16 protein-coding genes are annotated in these 18,085 nt (G+C 58.6%); 6 read left to right on the top strand and 10 right to left on the bottom strand.

What is annotated here, in order from left to right; translation table 11 throughout:
• Positions 1-46 precede the first annotated feature (46 nt).
• Entirely contained in the window at positions 47-2,320 is a 2,274-nt protein-coding gene (gene metE, locus D777_RS15580; RefSeq protein ID WP_036134049.1) for a 5-methyltetrahydropteroyltriglutamate--homocysteine S-methyltransferase, read from the top strand.
• A 74-nt stretch (positions 2,321-2,394) separates the two neighbouring features.
• A complete protein-coding gene (locus D777_RS15575; RefSeq protein WP_036134047.1) occupies positions 2,395-2,712 on the top strand; it encodes a hypothetical protein in 318 nt (105 codons plus the stop codon).
• Between the two features lie 12 nt (positions 2,713-2,724).
• On the opposite strand, the gene D777_RS15570 is transcribed toward D777_RS15575, so the two are convergent.
• Genes D777_RS15570 through D777_RS15555 form a run of 4 tightly spaced genes read right to left on the bottom strand, consistent with a single transcriptional unit; the run spans position 2,725 to position 7,639 of the window.
• Complete coding sequence (locus tag D777_RS15570; protein ID WP_227501799.1) at positions 2,725-3,912, bottom strand: MFS transporter; 1,188 nt, start codon at positions 3,910-3,912, stop codon at positions 2,725-2,727.
• 25 nt (positions 3,913-3,937) lie between these two features.
• Positions 3,938-5,377, bottom strand: coding sequence for an ethanolamine permease (eat, locus tag D777_RS15565; RefSeq protein ID WP_036134045.1), 1,440 nt, complete (start codon positions 5,375-5,377; stop codon positions 3,938-3,940).
• A gap of 26 nt (positions 5,378-5,403) precedes the next feature.
• A complete protein-coding gene (eutC, locus tag D777_RS15560; protein WP_036134043.1) occupies positions 5,404-6,234 on the bottom strand; it encodes an ethanolamine ammonia-lyase subunit EutC in 831 nt (276 codons plus the stop codon).
• A complete protein-coding gene (locus D777_RS15555; RefSeq protein WP_036134041.1) occupies positions 6,227-7,639 on the bottom strand; it encodes an ethanolamine ammonia-lyase subunit EutB in 1,413 nt (470 codons plus the stop codon). The genes eutC and D777_RS15555 overlap by 8 nt, the downstream gene beginning before the upstream one ends.
• Positions 7,640-7,778: 139 nt before the next feature.
• On the opposite strand from D777_RS15555, the gene D777_RS15550 reads away from it, so the two are divergent.
• Positions 7,779-8,807 carry a helix-turn-helix domain-containing protein gene (locus D777_RS15550; protein WP_201443390.1) on the top strand — a complete coding sequence of 343 codons (1,029 nt, stop codon included), beginning with the start codon at positions 7,779-7,781 and terminating at the stop codon, positions 8,805-8,807.
• A 176-nt stretch (positions 8,808-8,983) separates the two neighbouring features.
• Complete coding sequence (gene nfsA, locus D777_RS15545; protein WP_036134039.1) at positions 8,984-9,721, top strand: oxygen-insensitive NADPH nitroreductase; 738 nt, start codon at positions 8,984-8,986, stop codon at positions 9,719-9,721.
• A 4-nt stretch (positions 9,722-9,725) separates the two neighbouring features.
• Here nfsA and D777_RS15540 read toward each other — a convergent pair whose 3' ends face one another.
• The 4 genes from D777_RS15540 to D777_RS15525 are packed head-to-tail and all read right to left on the bottom strand — an operon-like array spanning position 9,726 to position 14,421.
• Positions 9,726-10,397 carry a LutC/YkgG family protein gene (locus D777_RS15540; protein WP_036134037.1) on the bottom strand — a complete coding sequence of 224 codons (672 nt, stop codon included), beginning with the start codon at positions 10,395-10,397 and terminating at the stop codon, positions 9,726-9,728.
• 1 nt (position 10,398) lies between these two features.
• Positions 10,399-11,868, bottom strand: a complete 1,470-nt coding sequence (locus tag D777_RS15535; protein ID WP_036134035.1) for a LutB/LldF family L-lactate oxidation iron-sulfur protein — start codon at positions 11,866-11,868, stop codon at positions 10,399-10,401.
• The gene (locus D777_RS15530) at positions 11,865-12,692 is read right to left on the bottom strand and encodes a (Fe-S)-binding protein (protein WP_036134033.1); all 828 of its coding nucleotides are present in this window, start codon (positions 12,690-12,692) and stop codon (positions 11,865-11,867) included. Before D777_RS15530 ends, D777_RS15535 begins: the two co-directional genes overlap by 4 nt.
• A 40-nt stretch (positions 12,693-12,732) precedes the next feature.
• Complete coding sequence (locus D777_RS15525; protein ID WP_036134031.1) at positions 12,733-14,421, bottom strand: L-lactate permease; 1,689 nt, start codon at positions 14,419-14,421, stop codon at positions 12,733-12,735.
• Between the two features lie 227 nt (positions 14,422-14,648).
• On the opposite strand from D777_RS15525, the gene D777_RS15520 reads away from it, so the two are divergent.
• Positions 14,649-15,425: a GntR family transcriptional regulator gene (locus D777_RS15520; protein WP_036134028.1), complete on the top strand. Its 777-nt coding sequence runs from the start codon at positions 14,649-14,651 to the stop codon at positions 15,423-15,425.
• Positions 15,426-15,548: 123 nt separating this feature from the next.
• Here the strand turns inward: D777_RS15520 and D777_RS15515 are convergent, their stop codons facing one another.
• On the bottom strand, positions 15,549-16,301 hold the full coding sequence (locus tag D777_RS15515) for a putative 4-mercaptohistidine N1-methyltransferase (RefSeq protein ID WP_036134027.1): 753 nt from the start codon (positions 16,299-16,301) through the stop codon (positions 15,549-15,551).
• A gap of 95 nt (positions 16,302-16,396) precedes the next feature.
• Here D777_RS15515 and D777_RS15510 point away from each other — a divergent pair, with 95 nt between their 5' ends.
• Positions 16,397-17,173 carry a crotonase/enoyl-CoA hydratase family protein gene (locus tag D777_RS15510; protein ID WP_036134025.1) on the top strand — a complete coding sequence of 259 codons (777 nt, stop codon included), beginning with the start codon at positions 16,397-16,399 and terminating at the stop codon, positions 17,171-17,173.
• Here the strand turns inward: D777_RS15510 and D777_RS15505 are convergent.
• Positions 17,139-18,011, bottom strand: a complete 873-nt coding sequence (locus tag D777_RS15505; RefSeq protein WP_036134022.1) for an Nmad3 family putative nucleotide modification protein — start codon at positions 18,009-18,011, stop codon at positions 17,139-17,141. The genes D777_RS15510 and D777_RS15505 overlap by 35 nt on opposite strands.
• Positions 18,012-18,085 lie beyond the last annotated feature (74 nt).

Raw genomic sequence — 18,085 nt, 5'->3', positions numbered from 1 at the left:
TCTTATTTCTCCTAATCTGGCCTCCTTACGATTTGGAGGATATGACATGGCAAGGATTCACAACCTTGGATTCCCACGCATCGGCGCACGCCGGGAACTGAAATTTGCTCTTGAAGGCTACTGGAAGGGACTGTCTGAAGAACGGGATTTACAGGCTGTCGCCGGGCAAATCCGGCAGACCAACCGGCTTATCCAGAGTGGCCTGGACCTGCAGCCGGTTGGCGACTTTTCACTCTATGACCAGGTACTGGACATGAGCTTTACCCTGGGCCATTTGCCTGAGCGGGTTGCCAGTCTGGAGGGGAGTGAACTCGATAACTACTTCCGTGTCGCCCGGGGCCGCTCAGCACCGGACTGTGGCTGCGGCGGTGTGCACGCGGGCGAAATGACCAAGTGGTTTGATACCAATTACCATTTCATCGTACCGGAAGTCACTCGCGAGACCCGCTTTACACTGAACCCGAATCGCCTGCTGGCCCAATTGTCGGAAGCCAGGGCGGACGGCATCAACGCGAAACCGGTCATCATCGGCCCGGTCACCTATCTGTGGCTCTGCAAGGAAAAAGACGACTCCAAACCGCTGGATCTGCTGGAATCCCTGTTGCCGCTATACAGCCAACTGCTGGAGCAGTTGGCGGATGCCGGTGCCGAATGGGTTCAGGTCGACGAACCCGTGCTGTCCACCGAGCTGGAGCCAGCCTGGAAACAGGCACTGGAAACGGCATACCACACCCTCAAAGCGAATCGACCGAAGCTGTTGCTCACCAACTATTTCGGCGGTCTCCGCGAGAATCTTCAACAGGCCTGCAACCTGCCGGTCGCCGGACTCCACATTGACGCGGTTCGGGCCCCCGAGGAAGTTGCCCGGGTCGCTGACTGGCTGCCCGCCCACAAAGTCCTGTCGCTCGGCGTGGTTGATGGTCGTAACATCTGGAAAACCGATCTCAACACGGTTCTTGACTGGCTCGAACCGCTGGCGCAGCGTCTGAGCGAACGGCTGTGGATTGCCCCCTCCTGTTCCCTGCTACACGTTCCCGTTGACCTGGACAGCGAAGAAAATCTGGACCACGACCTTCGCCAATGGCTGGCCTTCGCGCAACAGAAAATCGATGAGGTGGTTCTTCTAGGCCGGGCAATCAACGAAGGTCGCAACGCCGTGGCCGAGGCCCTGGCGAATAACCAGAAAGCTATCGCCGCCCGAAAGCAGTCAAACCGGGTCCACAACCCGGCGGTCCGGGAGGCCATAGCTTGTGCTGACACCGCTCTGGGACAGCGCCAGAGCCCCTATCCCGATCGGGCCCGGGCACAATCTGCACGCCTGAACCTGCCTGATTTCCCGACCACGACCATAGGCTCTTTCCCGCAAACCCCGAACATCCGCCAGGCCCGGCAGGCATTCCGGAAACAGGAGCTCTCGGCCTCAGCCTACGAGCAACGGATGAAGTCGGAGATCGAGTACGCCATCCGTGAGCAGGAGAAGCTTGGGCTCGATGTGCTTGTGCATGGGGAGGCCGAACGCAATGACATGGTCGAGTACTTCGGTGAACAGCTTGATGGCTTTGCCTTCACCCGGTTCGGTTGGGTGCAGTCTTACGGTTCGCGCTGCGTGAAACCGCCCATTCTGTTTGGCGACATCAGCCGACCCAAGGCCATGACCGTGAATTGGATACGATACGCCCAATCCCTCACCGACAAACCGATGAAAGGCATGCTCACCGGTCCGGTGACCATTCTCAACTGGTCCTTCGTACGGGACGACCAGCCTCGTAGCGAGAGCTGCAAACAGCTGGCTTTGGCCATACGCCAGGAAGTCCTGGATCTCGAGGCGGCTGGCGTCAGCATTATCCAGATTGACGAAGCGGCGCTGCGGGAGGGCCTGCCGTTGCGTCGCTCAGAGTGGCAGGCCTACCTGGACTGGGCAGTCGAGTGTTTCCGGATCAGCGCGAACGGTGTGAAGGACGACACTCAGATCCACACCCACATGTGTTACTCGGAATTCAATGACATCATCAATGCCATCGCCCGAATGGACGCCGACGTGATCACCATTGAGACGTCCCGGTCGGATATGGAGCTGCTAGATGTGTTCGACCGGTTCGACTACCCGAATGAGATTGGCCCCGGGGTCTACGATATCCACAGCCCCAACATTCCTTCCGAGGAGCAGGTCGTCAGTCTGATGAAAGAGGCGGCGAAACGTATTCCTGCGGAACGATTATGGGTCAATCCGGACTGCGGCCTGAAAACCCGGCAATGGGAGGAAGTCGTGCCGGCACTGACCCATATGGTGGCAGCAGCCAGGAAGTTGAGGGCAGCCTGAGATTTGCAATTTCTGGCCAATCGGGGATAATCGCGAACAATTTTTAACCAGCTCAATACTCATATTCAGCCGTTATGACGTTACTGATTGTTCTTCAAGTCCTTATTTTTATTACCCTGATGCTGCACACGGTGCACCTGATGCCCGCCTTCAACCGGTGCCTGCGCAACGCAGAAACCATGATGGAGGCGGGCTATCTCGGGGCCATGCTGACGATCCGCCTGGCACGCAATATTCTTGGCCTGATCCTGGTGACCGCCAGCGCGGCACCCAACCCCGACGTGCATGCACTGGTTGGCAAAGGCATAGCCCTTTTCCTGGCCCTGGCAGCCGTGAACGTGGTGCTTACCCACTACCGCCGTCGCAGTCAGATTGAAGGCGTTCGCTTCTAACGCACGTCTTCTTCAGGGTCGATTCAGGCGAACAAGCAGTAAAGCAATACCGGCAACGAGAACGCCCGACAGGGCAAACGAAGCGCCGAATCCGCTAAGCTCAAGAATGGCCCCGAACCACAGGGGCGCGAGAAAGTGAATGGCACGGTTGGCCATCAGCCTCATGCCCAGGGCCCCGGAGCGTTGCTCACGGCCCACGCTTTCTGCCAGCACCACCATGGATAGCGGCTGGCTCAGGCCGCCGCCCAGCCCCACCAGTATCGACAGCAGCACAACGGCCGCAACACCTGTCGCAAAGCCAAGCCCGCCGAGACCTATCGCCAGGGTGGCCAGCGCCAGACTGGTTGCCCTCGCCCGACCACCAGCGGCCTGTATGATCTTGGGGATGAACGGCCGGATTACCATGGACACACCCGCCCGCAGGCTGACCATGATCCCGATCAACGCCGCACTCACCTCGAGGCTGTGGAGGTAGACGGGCAAATAGCTGCCGTAGACACCCAGGGCAAACATGCCCGCAACGGTAATCGCCACGGACACCTGCACGCCGGTATTCTCGCGCATTAGCCTGGCCTGTGCCCGGAACCCCGATTCGGCCCGGCCGACCTTGATGCCTTGAACGGCATCACCCGCCAACCACAATCCCGCAATTCCCCCGAGCAAGGCGACGACCGCCATCATCAGGAACAGAGCGCCAAAGCCTCCCGAAGACTCGATCCAGAAGCCAGCCAGCAGCGGGCCAATGACCTGACCGCCGGATAGCCACGTGGAATACCAGCCGAAATAGCCCTCAAGTCTGGTCCCCGAGGCCAGCGACGAAATCACAGTCTGCGCCGACAGCACCATCTGCAAATGCGCCAGCCCAACCAGCAACTGCCCGAGAATCAACCCGGCATAACCCGGTACAGCCTGCATGGTTAACAACCCGCCACCCATGATCACACCACCAGCAATCAGGTTCACCCGGCCACCAAAACGCGCGACCAAGCCACCCAGTGGTATCGCCATGATCAAGGGCAGCAGGTACTGGGAACTCAGAACAACCCCCAACATCAACGGGGACGCGCCCAGCTCCAGTCCGTAGACAGGCACCACAACAAGCAGCATGGAATAGACGACAAAGCAGAATGTCAGGGAAACACAGACCGCAATGAAGCTTCGCCGGGCATCGTCCTCCGGTGATCGGACATCTGAACTCAACTACCTGGTCTCCGATTTTGTAAAGTCAGGCTTTCACTGGCTCGGGCCGAAATTCCGGCGCCTCGTGTTCATCCAACGATGATTCCGCATCCAGGACCAGAGCCAACTCCTCTTCCGCCGACTTGGCCACCAACTGGTGCCGCCCATAGATGAAGTAGTAAGCCGCTCCCACCGCAAACAGCACAATAGTGTAGTTAAAGGCACGGGGGTCGAAGGCATATACACCAGTCAGCGCGATGAGAGACAACACCAGTGCGATACCTGACGTCATGATACCTCCCGGAGTACGGTACGGGCGGTGCAGAGTCGGCTGCCGCAGCCGCAGCAGAATGTGGCTCACGGCCATCAGGGCATAGGAGATAGTTGCGCCGACAACCGCCATACCCAGTATCAGGTCACCTTCGCCGGACAGCGAGACCAGGAAACCGAATACGCCCGGCACAATCAGCGCCCACATCGGCGCCTTGCGCTTGCTGGTCAGAGACAATGCCTTGGGCAGATATCCCGCCCGGGACAGCGCGAATACCAGACGGCTGTAGCCATAAATAATTGAAAAGAAGGAAGCGATCAAGCCCGCCAGGCCCAGTACGTTAATGACCGTTGCCAGAGTCGGATTGCCGGTTACTTTCAGGGCATCGACAAGAGGCACACCGCTGGCACCAATGGTTTCCGCGCCGGCTGCGCCCGCCAGAAGAACAACCACGAGCAGAGCAGTAAACAGGAGGAACAGCATGGCACCGATGATACCTTTAGGCATATCGCGCTTCGGATCCTTTGCTTCCTCCGCCGCCAGAGGAACGCCTTCCACGGCCAGGAACAGCCACATGGCGAACGGCAGTGCGGCCCAGACACCGTACCATCCAAAAGGCAGGAACTCGCTTGCGCCTGCGGCATCGCTCGCGGCGATATTGAACAGGTTGGTAGCATCAAAATCGCCCACCAGAACCGCGGCGGTTGCGAGAATAGCAAACACCGCCAGACCGCTGATCACCATCATCACTTTGAGCGCTTCACCAACGCCTGCCAGGTGAATACCGACGAAAACCGCGTAGAACAATGCATAAACCCAGGGGCCATTGACGCCCAACAGCTCTTCAACCGCTGCCCCGATAAAAATTACGATGGCGGCAGGTGCCAGGGCGTATTCGATCAATACCGCCAACCCGGTCAGGTAGCCACCGGTCGCTCCCATGGCGTGGCGGGCAAAACTGTAACCACCACCGGCAGCAGGAATCGCAGCAGACATCTCGGCGAGGGAGAGCACAAGGGCAAAATACATAACCGCCATCAGCCCTATGGCCACGGCAAAGCCACCCCAGCCCGCTTCACCAATACCAAAGTTCCAGCCAGCGAAATCCCCCGAAATCACATAGGACACGCCAAGACCCGCCAGCAGAATCCAGCCGGCGCTTCCCTTCTTCAACTGGCGCTTGGCCAGGTAGTCATCATCAAGTTGTTTTGCCATGGTGCATTGTATCCAGATTCGTGTTTTCAGTTAGTCAGAAAATTGCTGTGTTTGCTGTTATTGTCGATTACCACTTCTTCGGTCCGATCTTTCAGACCGACGCCGGATAATTTCAGACGATCTGCCTCCCGGATCAGGTAAAGCAGACGCTGGCTGGCATGGCCAAACGCCAGACCGGCCGGGCGAACGTTCGAAATACAGTTCCTGCGGGCATCCGTAAGCCCGCTTACCGGGCCGAAGGTCAGATATATCCCCAGACTGTCTGGCGAACTCAGCCCCGGCCGCTCACCAACCAGCAGAATCACCATGCGCGCCTTCAGCAGGTCCCCGATCTCGTCACCGATCGCTACGCGGCCTTGTTGAACCACGGTCACCGGAGCCAGCTGCCAGGGTCTCGGCTCCGCCTCCAGATCCGTCAGGAACTGCTCAAGAAAGGGCACCACATTGCTCTGAACGGCAGAGGATGAGAGTCCGTCAACGATCACAATGGCCAGATCAGGGACAGCATCATCAGCCAGTGACAGGGCCTGCAGCCTGTTGCGCGAATCGTCTGCCAGACGCCGCCCGAGATCCGGCCGCTGGAGGTAGGTAAACCGGTCATCAGCCTGGCTGTGGAGAACCTCAGGCGCCAACGGCTTATCTGCCACGCTCAACTGGCGCAGCTCGGCGGACAGACGGTTTACATCCAGAGGCAAATGGACAGCATCCCGAGCCCGGGCATGGGCGAGCTGAAACTTCAGGAGTTCGGCCGTCGGGAGGCTGATTCCGGCGCGCCCCAGACCAATCCGCGCATCGGTATAGCGGCGAAGCGCGCTCCAGACATTATCGGTAACGATGGGGCGGTTCTGGTCACTCATCACGGACCTCCTGAGCAATACCTTTCAGACTGCCCCGGAACGCATGGGGCAGCGCGTCGTTGGGGGAGTGCGTTTTCACGTTCTCAAAAATGTTCATCCGCTCGAGCCAGGCCTCGAATTCCGGTGCCGGCTTGAGTCCAAGGACCCGCCGGGCATAGAGCGCGTCGTGGAAGGATGTGGTCTGGTAATTGAGCATGATGTCGTCAGAACCGGGAATACCCATGATGAAGGTGCAACCCGCCACTCCCAGCAGGGTCAGCAGGTTATCCATGTCGTTCTGGTCGGCTTCGGCGTGGTTGGTGTAGCAGATGTCGCACCCCATGGGCACACCGAGAAGCTTGGCGCAGAAGTGGTCCTCCAGACCCGCCCGGATGATTTCTTTGCCATCAAACAGGTATTCCGGACCAATAAAACCGACCACCGTATTAACCAGCAAAGGCTCGAACTTGCGTGCGACGGCATAAGCCCGAGCCTCACATGTCTGCTGATCAAGACCGTGGTGCGCATCAGCCGATAGCGAACTGCCCTGTCCAGTCTCGAAATACATGACGTTCTGCCCAACAGTGCCCCGGTTCAGGGAAAGGGCGGCATCCCGTGCCTCCTGAAGATTCGCAAGGTTGAAACCAAAACTGCTGTTGGTCGCTTCGGTGCCACCGATGGACTGGAACACCAGGTCCACCGGGGCGCCCTGCTCAATCGCTTCCAGCGTGTTGGTCACGTGAGTAAGGACACAGGACTGGGTTGGAATGTCGTATTTGCGGATCACCTCATCCATTAAATGCATGAGCTTCACAGCCTGAGACACGTTGTCCGTCGCCGGATTGATACCGATAACCGCGTCCCCGCTGCCATATAACAGGCCATCGAGGATGCTTGCCGCAATACCCGCCACATCGTCTGTGGGATGATTTGGCTGCAGCCGAGTAGAAAGGTGACCCGGCAATCCAATGGTGTTTCGGAACGCGGTGTGTACGTGGCATTTGCGCGCCACCAGAATCAGGTCCTGATTGCGCATCAACTTGCTGACCGCTGCCACCATTTCCGGGGTCAGTCCGGAACGCAATCGCTCCAGCGCGTCCGGTGTCGCATGATCACTCAGCAACCAGTTTCTGAAATCCCCAACGGTAAGATGAGCGATTGCCTGAAAGGCCACGGCGTCATGATCATCCAGGATCAGCCGCGTCACTTCGTCCTGCTCATAAGGGATCAGGGCCTCGGACAGAAATGTCTTCAGTGGCAACTCCGAAAGTCTCATCTGGGCAACAACACGCTCCTCTGCCGACTCGGCAATAACGCCCGCGAGTCGATCCCCGGATCGGCCAGGTGTCGCCTTGGCCATCAGGTCCGCCAGATCCCTGAACTGCCACGTCCGCTGCCCGAGCATGTATGAATATTTATGGTTCATGTCGACCTCCCGACACCGTACAACGCCTTACCACCGCGCACACCGGCAAGGAATGGAATTTGCTGATAGCTCTACTCTAGCCACCCCGCTGATGACGGGTTATCGAAATTCGGCAAACCTTTTCTACTTCGGAAGTGCAATGAAATCAGGCGAAAAGTTCAGTTGGCAGAACGCAGAAAGTGGAACCATGCTGGTAGGCAGCGACTCCTGGGAGGCCCGCATGCACGACAAAAAACAAAAAACCGCACCAAAGAAGTGCGTCACAGCAACCGATGATGCCAACGAACAGGCGGCGAACCTGACGGATTGGAACCAAAAGTACGATCAGGTAGGTTCCGGCCGATTTTATGGCCGGATTGATGAACTGAGACTGGGCGACATGCAGGTCTATAACGAACACAGCAGCCAGACCCTTCACCAGCAATGCATGGTGCGAGAAGACGCTTTCTGGTTCGGGATTCCCAGTAAACGGGATGGCTGCAGGATCAACGGACAGGCGGTTGAGGGTAACGACATCCTATACCGACCTGGCAGCCGAGCGTTTGACCTCGTAACCCCTGACCGCTTCGATATGCTGGGCATCGTCATTGCCAAACATGACCTGACAAGCGCCGCGGAACAGCAAGGGATTTCGGTCAAAAGCCTGGACTGTTCAGATGTGCCGCGTCTTCAGCTTCCCCAAAAAACCCTGCAGCAGATCAGCTATCTGCTGGGCCGGATTATCAACTCGAAAACCGGCTCTATCGACAGCCACATCCACTACGATCTTTTGATGATCGCGCTGCTGGAAGTGCTGAAGCGGGAGCAGCCAAATGACTCGGTCACACCCAGCTATCACCACCGGAAAGCGGTGGTTGAACGTATTCGGGAACACATAGAGAGGGTCAGTGACCTGCCCCTGACCATGGCAGAACTCTGTGAAGTGGGCTGTGTCAGCCGGCGTACCCTGCAGTACAGCTTTGAGAGCATTCTTGGCATGAGCCCGTCCCAGTTCCTCAGAGTCAGTCGGCTGAACCGCGTAAAACGACTGTTGAGCAAGGACTCGACCACGTCCGTTTCCGACGCCGCTGCGTTCAACGGCTTTTACCACCTCAGCCAGTTTGCCGCAGACTACAAGCAGCTGTTCGGCGAGTTACCCTCACAGACTCTGGCGCGCCACACAGGTTAGCCCCGGGGCCCGAATCCGTCATCATCTCTATCGCACTAATGCGCATGGATGATTGCGCCAACCCCCACGCTCGGCTTATGGTGACATGCTTCGCAAGCTACCTTATCGTTCAAGGCAAACGAACAGGGCATAGTACGCAACCAGTCCCACTAGCCAGACACTGCCAGAGAGAAGCCATGAATCCGATCATCGAACTCCAGAAATCCCACCGTTCCATCCGGAAATTCAAAGATCAGAAAATTCCTCGCGACCTGTTTGAAGAACTTATTCGGGCAGGCCAGTGCGCTGCCACTTCCAACCATGTCCAGGCCTATTCAATTATCCATGTGGTCAATCCGGAGAACCGCCAGAAGCTGTCGGAACTGGCCGGCGGTCAGGCCCATGTTGCCGCCGCCTCTGACTTTCTTGTCTTCTGCGCCGATATGAAGCGCTCTACGGAAGCGGCTGAGCGGGTTGGAGCCGAGGTTGTCCGGGGCATGACCGAGCAGTTGCTGGTCGCCAGTATCGACGCTGCACTGATGGCTCAGAACGTCGCCATCGCGGCAGAATCCGAAGGGCTGGGGCTGTGTTATGTGGGCGGCATTCGCAACAACCCGGCTGACGTGGCTGAGGTTCTCAAACTGCCGGATCACGTATACCCGGTTTTCGGGATGAGTCTCGGTTACCCGGACCAAAACCCGGAGGTGAAGCCGCGGCTGCCGCTGGAGACCATTCTCAAAGAAGATTATTACGACGACAGCCGGGATGAAGAACAGGTGGCTGGTTTTGATGCCACCATGAATCGCTACTACAGCGAGAGAACCGGCGGCAACAAGGACACCAACTGGTCCGAGCAGTTGAAGCCCCTGTTTACCACCAAACTGCGCCCGCACATGCGCGACTTTCTCACCAAGCGCGGCTTCGAGATGAAGTAAGCGCTTACGCGTCCTCAAGGATGAGGACAATCAGCTCCTTCGGGCCATGGGCTCCGAATGCCAGCACCTGTTCGATATCCGCGGTCTTGGATGGCCCGGATACCAGCAACAGGTTGGTCGGCATGCCCGCGGACCAGTTGTTGCGTTTCATCACCGCGTAAAGGTTATCGTCAATCTCACTGGCCTTGAGCAAGGCAATATGAAGAGGCGGCAACAGGCTCATCAGCCGTGGTTCCAGACGATCCGGCCACATCACCAGCGAGCCGGTAGCGGCAATAGCGCCCCGGGTACCGGTGATGCTCGCGTCCACGTTCCAGAACAGCTCCTCTTTCCATTCTTCAATGGGGCGATCGTAGCTCAACAGGTCCACAGACTGACCGCTGCTGTGCCAGTATTCCGCCAACTGTTTGCCATGCCCGGTTGCCGGCGCATGCAGCAGGTTACTCAGATTGCGCTCAGCCAGAACCTCGGCCACTTTCTCGGGCCAGTTTTGACTGTCGACCTGATGAACCTCGGTGTGCACAGCTTCCATCAGGGTGCGCAGACGCTTGATACGGTCTTCCGGCCGGTATTGCCAGGGTTCGGTGACCAGGCGTTCGTTGAAATCGTCCGGGCGCGGCGTGGTGCCGGCCAGCCCCGAGCGCAACTTGTTCAGAATATTATTGCGGGCACTCACGTTACTGCCCTCCCTTTGTCGGTCCGTTTGAACGGCCATGGCCGGAGAGGTGGTCACGGGCGAGATCGTGCAGAGACCGTTTCGCAGGCACCGGCGCGGTATGGTTCTCAGTCCAGGGTCCGACATTGCCCGGCGTCAGTTTGCGGAAACGGGTGGCGCCCCACAGGAACAACCGATAGAACAGTGAACTGGTATTCAGGGTCTGCCAGAGCCGCCAGACCAGCTTTTCTTTTGCCGAATACTTGGCGCCACCGTCTTTGACCTTCGACCCTTCTGACGGCTTCTTCACGTTTTCCTGGCGCAACCGCTGAAGCATTTCCGGAATCGGGATCTTGACCGGACACACGTCCCCACAGGCGCCGCACAGGGAGGACGCACTGGGGTGGTCGGGCACCTTGTGCAAACCCACCATGTGCGGCGTAATGATTTTCCCGATCGGCCCCGGATAGACTTCCCCGTATGTGTGGCCACCCACCCGGACATACACCGGGCAATGGTTGATACAGGCTCCGCAGCGGATACAGTTCAGGGTCTGGCGGAGCTGGGCATCGGCAAACGCACCGCTGCGGCCATTGTCCAGCAGAACCAGGTGCACCTCTTCCGGACCATCCAGCTCATCCGGCTTGCGGGGGCTGGAGATCATGTTCACGTAGGTGGTGATCGGCTGACCCAGGGCTGAACGGGTCAGCAGGGACAGCAGTGGCACCACGTCCCTGAGATTCTGAACCACCTTTTCAATACCCGTCACCGCAACGTGTACCGGCGGCGCGGTGGTGCTCATCCGGCCATTGCCTTCGTTCTCCACCAGCAACAGAGTGCCGGTTTCGGCGATGGCGAAGTTGACCCCGGAGACGCCAACATCGGCCTCCATGAACTTGCGCCTCAGGGTCCGCCGACCGATCTGGATCAGTTCATTCACATCGTCGGTCTCATCGACGCCGAGCTTGTCGTGGAACAGCTTTGAAACCTGCCGACGATTCTTGTGGATGGCCGGCATGATGATATGGGACGGTTTTTCATGATCCAGCTGGACGATGTACTCCCCCATGTCGGATTCCAGGCACTCGATGCCCCGGTCAGCCAGGTAGTCGTTCATCTCCATCTCTTCACTGACCATGGACTTGCCTTTGACCACTTGCGTGCCCTGGCGCGCCTCTATGATGCTGTGAACAATCTCGTTGGCTTCTTCCGTGGTTTCCGCCCAGTGCACCTTCACGCCATTGGCGGTCAGGTTTTCTTCCAGCTGTTCCAGCAGATCCGGCAACTGTGACAACGCCCTGGCCTTGATGCGGTTGCCCAGTTCCCGCAGGCTTTCCCGCTCGTCCTCATCCGGGAACGCATCCGCCCGCTTCTGCATCAGCGAGTCCATGGCGGTACGGAAGTTGGTTCGCAACTGGCTGTCGTCGAGAGCGCAGGTGGCGCGCTCCCGGAAGCTGCTGGTCAGTTCGGTGACGGGAATACGCTGGTTCATGCCTTCACCTCCCCGCTCACACGCTCCCAGAGGAAGCTGGCCAGGTGACGCCCGCGGAACGCCTGCTTCTGTTTATCGAGGGAGCCATTGATGTTCAACAGACATCCGCCATCCGCAGTCACCATTTCGTCAGCGCCGGTGTCCATCAACGAGCGGGTCTTGTCCCGAACCATGGCACCGGACACTTCCGGCATCCGCACAGAGAAGGTCCCGCCGAAGCCGCAGCATTCACTCTCATGGTCGTGATTGATGCGCTCGACGTTGGAGAGGGTCGAAAGCAACTCCCGGGCATGCAGGTGGGTGTTCATTTCCCGGCGCGCAGAACAGGAGGTGTGCAGGGCAATCCGGGTTGGCTCTCCAACGTCCTGCCACTGCACTTTGCACACCTTGAGCAGGAACTCCGTCAGCTCGAAGGTTCGCGCTTCCAGAGATTCAACCCGTTTCAGGGTTTCAGGTTCTTCGGCAAAGAGTTCCCGGTAGTGCTGCCGGAACATGCCCGCACAGGAACCCGAAGGCACAACCACCGGGATCCCGGCATCGAGGATATCCAACTGCGCCCTGGCCACGCCCCGGGCTTCATCAGCATAGCCGGAGGTCCACGCCGGTTGACCGCAGCAACTCTGGGCTTGTGGATACTGAACCCGGATACCTTCCCGCTCCAACAGGCGGATAGCATCCAGCCCCGCCTCCGGGAAGAACAGATCCACCACGCAGGTGCCGAACAGGATGACTTCCTGCGGCTTGTCCGGGTAATCCCGCTCTGTCGGTCGCGGCGGGGCAACCCGGGTGGCATTCGGTGCAGCATCGTAGAACAGTTCGCTCATGATCGGCTCCTCAGGAAGGGTCCTGTATCGGTATCAACAATCAGGCCAGGGGATCGGTCAGGCCCAACACATAGGCTCCGATCAGGGCAATCAGCCCCGCCATCACCAGGTAGTACAGGGTCGGCCAGATTGTCTTGCGCAACGTCTGCCCTTCACGGCCAAGCAGCCCTACCGTTGCCGATGCCGCGACCACGTTGTGAATCGCCACCATGTTACCGGCGGCCGCACCAACCGCCTGCACGGCAACAATCAGGGCGGTGGACAAACCAAGGCTTTCCGCCACACCGAACTGGAACTGGCTGAACATCATGTTGGAGACAGTATTGGAACCCGCCAGGAAAGCACCCATGGCGCCGACGGCGGGCGCCAGTAATGGATAGATTCCACCCACGGTATCCGCCACCCAGGCTGCCATGGCAATCGGCATACTGGGCAGGTCCGACAGATTAACGCCGGAGTTGATCAGGATCCGCACCATCGGCACGGTGAACAGCAACACAAAACCCGCACTGAGCAGAACGCTGCCGGATTCCTTGACCGCTGCGGTCAGTTCCCGGACCTGCATGCGGTGGATGAAGAACGTGGCAATCACCACCATCACCAGGATGCCGCCCGGCAGATACAGCGGCTGAACGCCGGCATTGATACCAGCTTCACCAAGGATGTTGGAGAAACCGACCCCCACCGAGGTGAATGCTGCCTTCACTTCCGGGATCACCCGGCTAATCACCAGCACCGCACCCACGAGAATGTAGGGCAGCCATGCGCGGAAACCGCTCATGGGCCTGGCAGCGAGGTCTTCCAGTTTCATTTCGATCCGCCCGAACCACTCGGACGGCCACTCATCACGACCCGCAAAATCCCAGGTGGTTTTCGGCAACAGGAAGCCCTTGCGCGCAGCGGTCGTTACGATCGCCAGGCCGATCAGACCACCCAGCAGTGAGGGAAACTCCGGCCCAAGGACCACGCCCGTGATGGCATACGGCACAACAAAGGCGAGACCGGCGAAGATAGCAAACGGCAGGACCTCGAGCCCCTCGCGCCAGCTTTTGTTACGACCAAAGAAACGGGTCATCATCATGACCATGAACAACGGCATTAATACGCCGACAATCGCGTGCGTAATGGCAACCTCAGACGTTACCAGTTGCAGGTACTGATCCCAGTTGGCGCCGACCTGCTCCATACGCTCGCCGATGGCGTTGCGATCAAGCCCCGTGGTGACACCTACAATGATGGGCGTACCGACAGCGCCGAAGGAAACCGGCGTGCTCTGCACCATCATGCCCAGCATCACCGCCGCCATGGCCGGGAAACCCACCGCGACCAACAACGGCGCCGCGATCGCAGCCGGTGTACCGAAACCGGAAGCACCCTCAATGAAGGAGCCGAACAGCCAGACAATAATAATGGCCTGAACCCGACGGTCGGGACTGATGTTGGTGAAACCGGCACGAATGGCGGTAATCGCACCCGAGTGCTTGAGGGTGTTCAACAGCAGGATGGCGCCAAAGATGATCCACAACAGACCAATCGTGATCACCAGCCCCTGCAGGGACGAAGCGAGGATACGATTAACACTCATGTCCCATCCCGTGTAGGCGATCAGGGCGGTGATCACAAACACCAGGGGCATGGCACGACGAGCCGGCCAGCGGAGTCCCAGCAACAGGATTCCGGCTAGCAGGATGGGGGTAAAGGCCAGAAAGGCGAGCATTCCGGACGACATACAGCTCTCCGAGTTTTGTTATTAAAATCTCTTTGGATAATTGGTAATACCAATTTACAAAATCTAGGCACTTAAGGTATGTGAGGCGTCCTCACCGTGTCAAAACCGAAAACTTCGACATTGGTCGCATTGCTTTTGCTAATCACTGAAAAATCAGTTCAAAACCGGTACGATTATTTTGGTAAGACCAATCCACCTTCACCTTTGCAAAGGCATAGAATCCGCGCATGGCCATAGGACAGATCGCTCCACGCCGCCTGGCAGATACAATCGTAGAACAGCTGGAAACGATGATTCTGGAAGGAACCCTGCAACCGGGCGAGCGTCTGCCTCCGGAACGGGCATTGGCCGAGCAATTCGGCGTGTCCCGCCCCTCTCTTCGGGAGGCTGTTCAGAAGCTGGCTGCGAGGGGGCTACTCAACAGTCGGCAAGGCGGGGGCAATTACGTCACCGAGGCCCTGGGCAGCAGCTTCAGCGACCCGCTGATTCCGTTACTGGAAAACCGTCCCGACGCCCAGCGGGACCTGCTTGAATTCCGGCGCACACTGGAATCCGACTGCTCCTACTATGCCGCCCAACGGGCAACGGAAGTGGATCGAGAGCACCTGCAATCGGCCTACGATCAGCTACAGGCGTGCTATGACACCGGAGTTGAACCGGATACCGACGCCGAGGGTGTCGCCGATGCGCGCTTTCACCTGGCGATCGCGGAAGCCAGCCACAACGTGATCCTGCTGCACACAACCCGCAATCTGTTCAGCATGTTCAAGACCAACATGATCCTGAATATTGACGGCCTGTATGCCAAAGATGCAGAAACAAGGAACAACCTGAAAAGCCAGCACCAGGCTCTGTTCAACGCCATTATGGAAGGCCGTGCCGAGGATGCCCGCCGGTTTGCCGGCAGCCATATCCAGTTCGTTCAGGAGCAACTGTCAGAACGTCACGAAAACGACCGCAGACTGGAGCGCGCCAAACGTCGCGAGCGGATGCATCACGACTGAACGGCGGACATAAAAAAACCGGGGCAAAGCCCCGGTTAAGCATTCACACGATGCACCAACACAATGCATGTCGTCCTGATGAGTGTTCAGACTAAAAGCCCCCGATGACCATTTGATGACAAGTCAGGTCAACTTTTCCCACACCGTCAGTTCCGAGAAACTGTGCTGGAATTTGTTTCGGGTCTCCCGGATCACGAATGGCACACTGCGAGGCTCTCCCAGCATCCGGAAATGAGGCGCCAGTAACTGCTTTAACCCCTGCAGCGTGGTGAAATCCTTGCCGTTCTTGCGGAAACCTCCAACCCAGTTTTCCCGGGGAGTAAACTCCTCTAGCCAGGTGTAGGGCGAAGCGATGACCAACAGGCCCAGCTCGTTAATGCGTTCGTGGATACGGGTCAGGAAGTCGGACGGCTGGTAAAGGCGGTCAATCAGGTTGCCGGCAAGAACCAGATCGTACCCTGCAAATTCAGGCGCCAGGTCGCAGGCATCACCCTGATGGAACTGGACCCGGGAGCAGGCATCAGACAGGCCAAGCTCATCGAGAGAATGCTGCTGAAAACTCGTCAGCGCCCCTTCTTCCGGGCGGGCGTAGCGTACTTCTCCATCCCTTGCGATGCCACGACAGGCCTCAATGAATGCGTTGGAATAATCGACGCCGTCGACCTGTCGAAATCGTCGTGCCAGTTCAAAGCTGGCTCGACCGCAGGCACAGCCAATATCCAGAGCCTTGCCCGCATCCCTGCCGTCAAAGGCTTCGAGCGACAGCTCCGCAAGCTCCCTCGGGAAATTGGGCTCCCCGTGCCATGACTCACCGAAATGAAACTCAAGGTACTGAGCAAGAGCCGCATCGTTTTCGTAAAAATTGGACTCGGACAAACCACAAACCTCCTGCCAACGCAGCTTAATGACCTGCTATCTTGGATGAACACCCAGATTATGGATCAATCCCACCAACAATAAAGGGTCCGAGCATGAATAAACCACTCGTGCTGACAGAAGCCGACCAGGGCATCCTGACCATTACCATCAACCGACCTGCCAGCCGCAACTGCGTGGACCGGCCAACCGCCGACGCGCTCCGTCAGGCTTTTATCGAGTTCTCCGACAACGACGAGCTGCGGGTTGCCATCCTTGCTGGTGCCGGAGGTAATTTTTGCGCGGGCGCCGACCTGACAGCGCTTGACGACCCGGAGCGTAGAAACCAAATCGACTCTCAAGGAACCGGCCCAGGCCCCATGGGCCCAACCCGGATGCCTCTGGGCAAACCGGTTATTGCCGCCGTATCCGGCTACGCAGTGGCGGGCGGACTGGAACTGGCGCTGATGTGCGATCTTCGTGTCGCGGAAAGATCAGCGGTCTTTGGCGTTTTCTGCCGGCGCTGGGGCGTCCCGCTGATTGACGGTGGCACGGTCAGGCTCCCCAGGATCATTGGCCATGGCCGAGCTATGGACATGATCCTGACCGGGCGGCCGGTCCAGGCCGATGAAGCACTGGGCATGGGGCTGGCAAACCGGCTGGTCGAGAACGGAACGGCGCTCGACGAGGCTCGGGAACTGGCCCGTACCATCGCGGCTTTCCCGCAACGGTGCCTGCTCGCGGATAGGGCTTCCGCTAACCGTCAGTGGGATCTGGAATTCGAACAGGCACTGAAGAACGAAGGCGCCGGTGGTTATCCGGTGGTGTTCGAGGAGGCCCTCGACGGTGCGCGGAAGTTCAGCGCTGGCGCCGGTCGCCATGGTCGTTTCTGAGCAACCCTTCGAGCCAGGGCTTCACATCCGGATAACGGGACAGATCAAGAACAAACTCCTGCCCTCTGGCGGCGCACTCCAGGTAACACCAGGGGGCTTCCCGCCGCCACCGATCCATTCGCGTGTGGTAACTCAACGGCGGCTGCCCATCCCCCGGGTAGAAGCTTTCCGGTAACCGCCAACGCGTGGGCAGGCGTTCAGCCGGGTCCGTCAGAACCAGAGAGTCGCGGAGGTGAGGAAATACACCGCTGCCGGAGAGTACAGGCTCCTTGCCTCCCAACCTGAAACTGTCGGACGCCAGGTACAGCGTATTTCCAGGATCCGGCTCACCGTGACAATGAGGATGGTACCGCACCCATTCCAGGCGCCCTGCGGGAATGTCATCGACGCGATGAATCTCGCCAATATGGAGCCAGCCCCAGATGGCATGAAAGGGCCGACTTCCCGGCACAAAACGCCAGCGCCTATGCCACACCTCGGCCTGCCGGAATACCCCGAAAAACAGGAACAGATCACCCGTCTCAACGCTCTGATTTCGCAAATGACCCTGGGCGGATCCGGTCTGGCCCAGAACCGGCCGCCAGCCATCAGCACGGGCGATGGAACCGGCCAACAGGTCCGGGTCCAGATGCGCGCCGCTCCCCCCGCCCACGCGACCGCCAGTCAGGTCCCGGACCAGCTTGCCCAGCCGTCGTCCACCGAAGTGCACGTCCTGGTATCGGATACGTGAACGGGCATCGGGAATGGGCAGCACACACAGAGAACCATCCGGCAACACCGGGCTCGGACAACCGCCCGCGGACGAATCGAACCCCTTCCGGCTGAGTATCAGACGCATGAGACAACTTCCCCTTTCATAAAACTCTCACCTCATCGTCACACATTCTTCCCTGATTGGTCACAGGGGGTTTC

Source organism: Marinobacter nitratireducens, from assembly GCF_000708045.1.
GTDB classification, from domain to species: domain Bacteria; phylum Pseudomonadota; class Gammaproteobacteria; order Pseudomonadales; family Oleiphilaceae; genus Marinobacter; species Marinobacter nitratireducens.
Note: the sequence above shows the minus strand (reverse complement) of the source record. Positions and strands in the feature narration are given on the sequence as shown.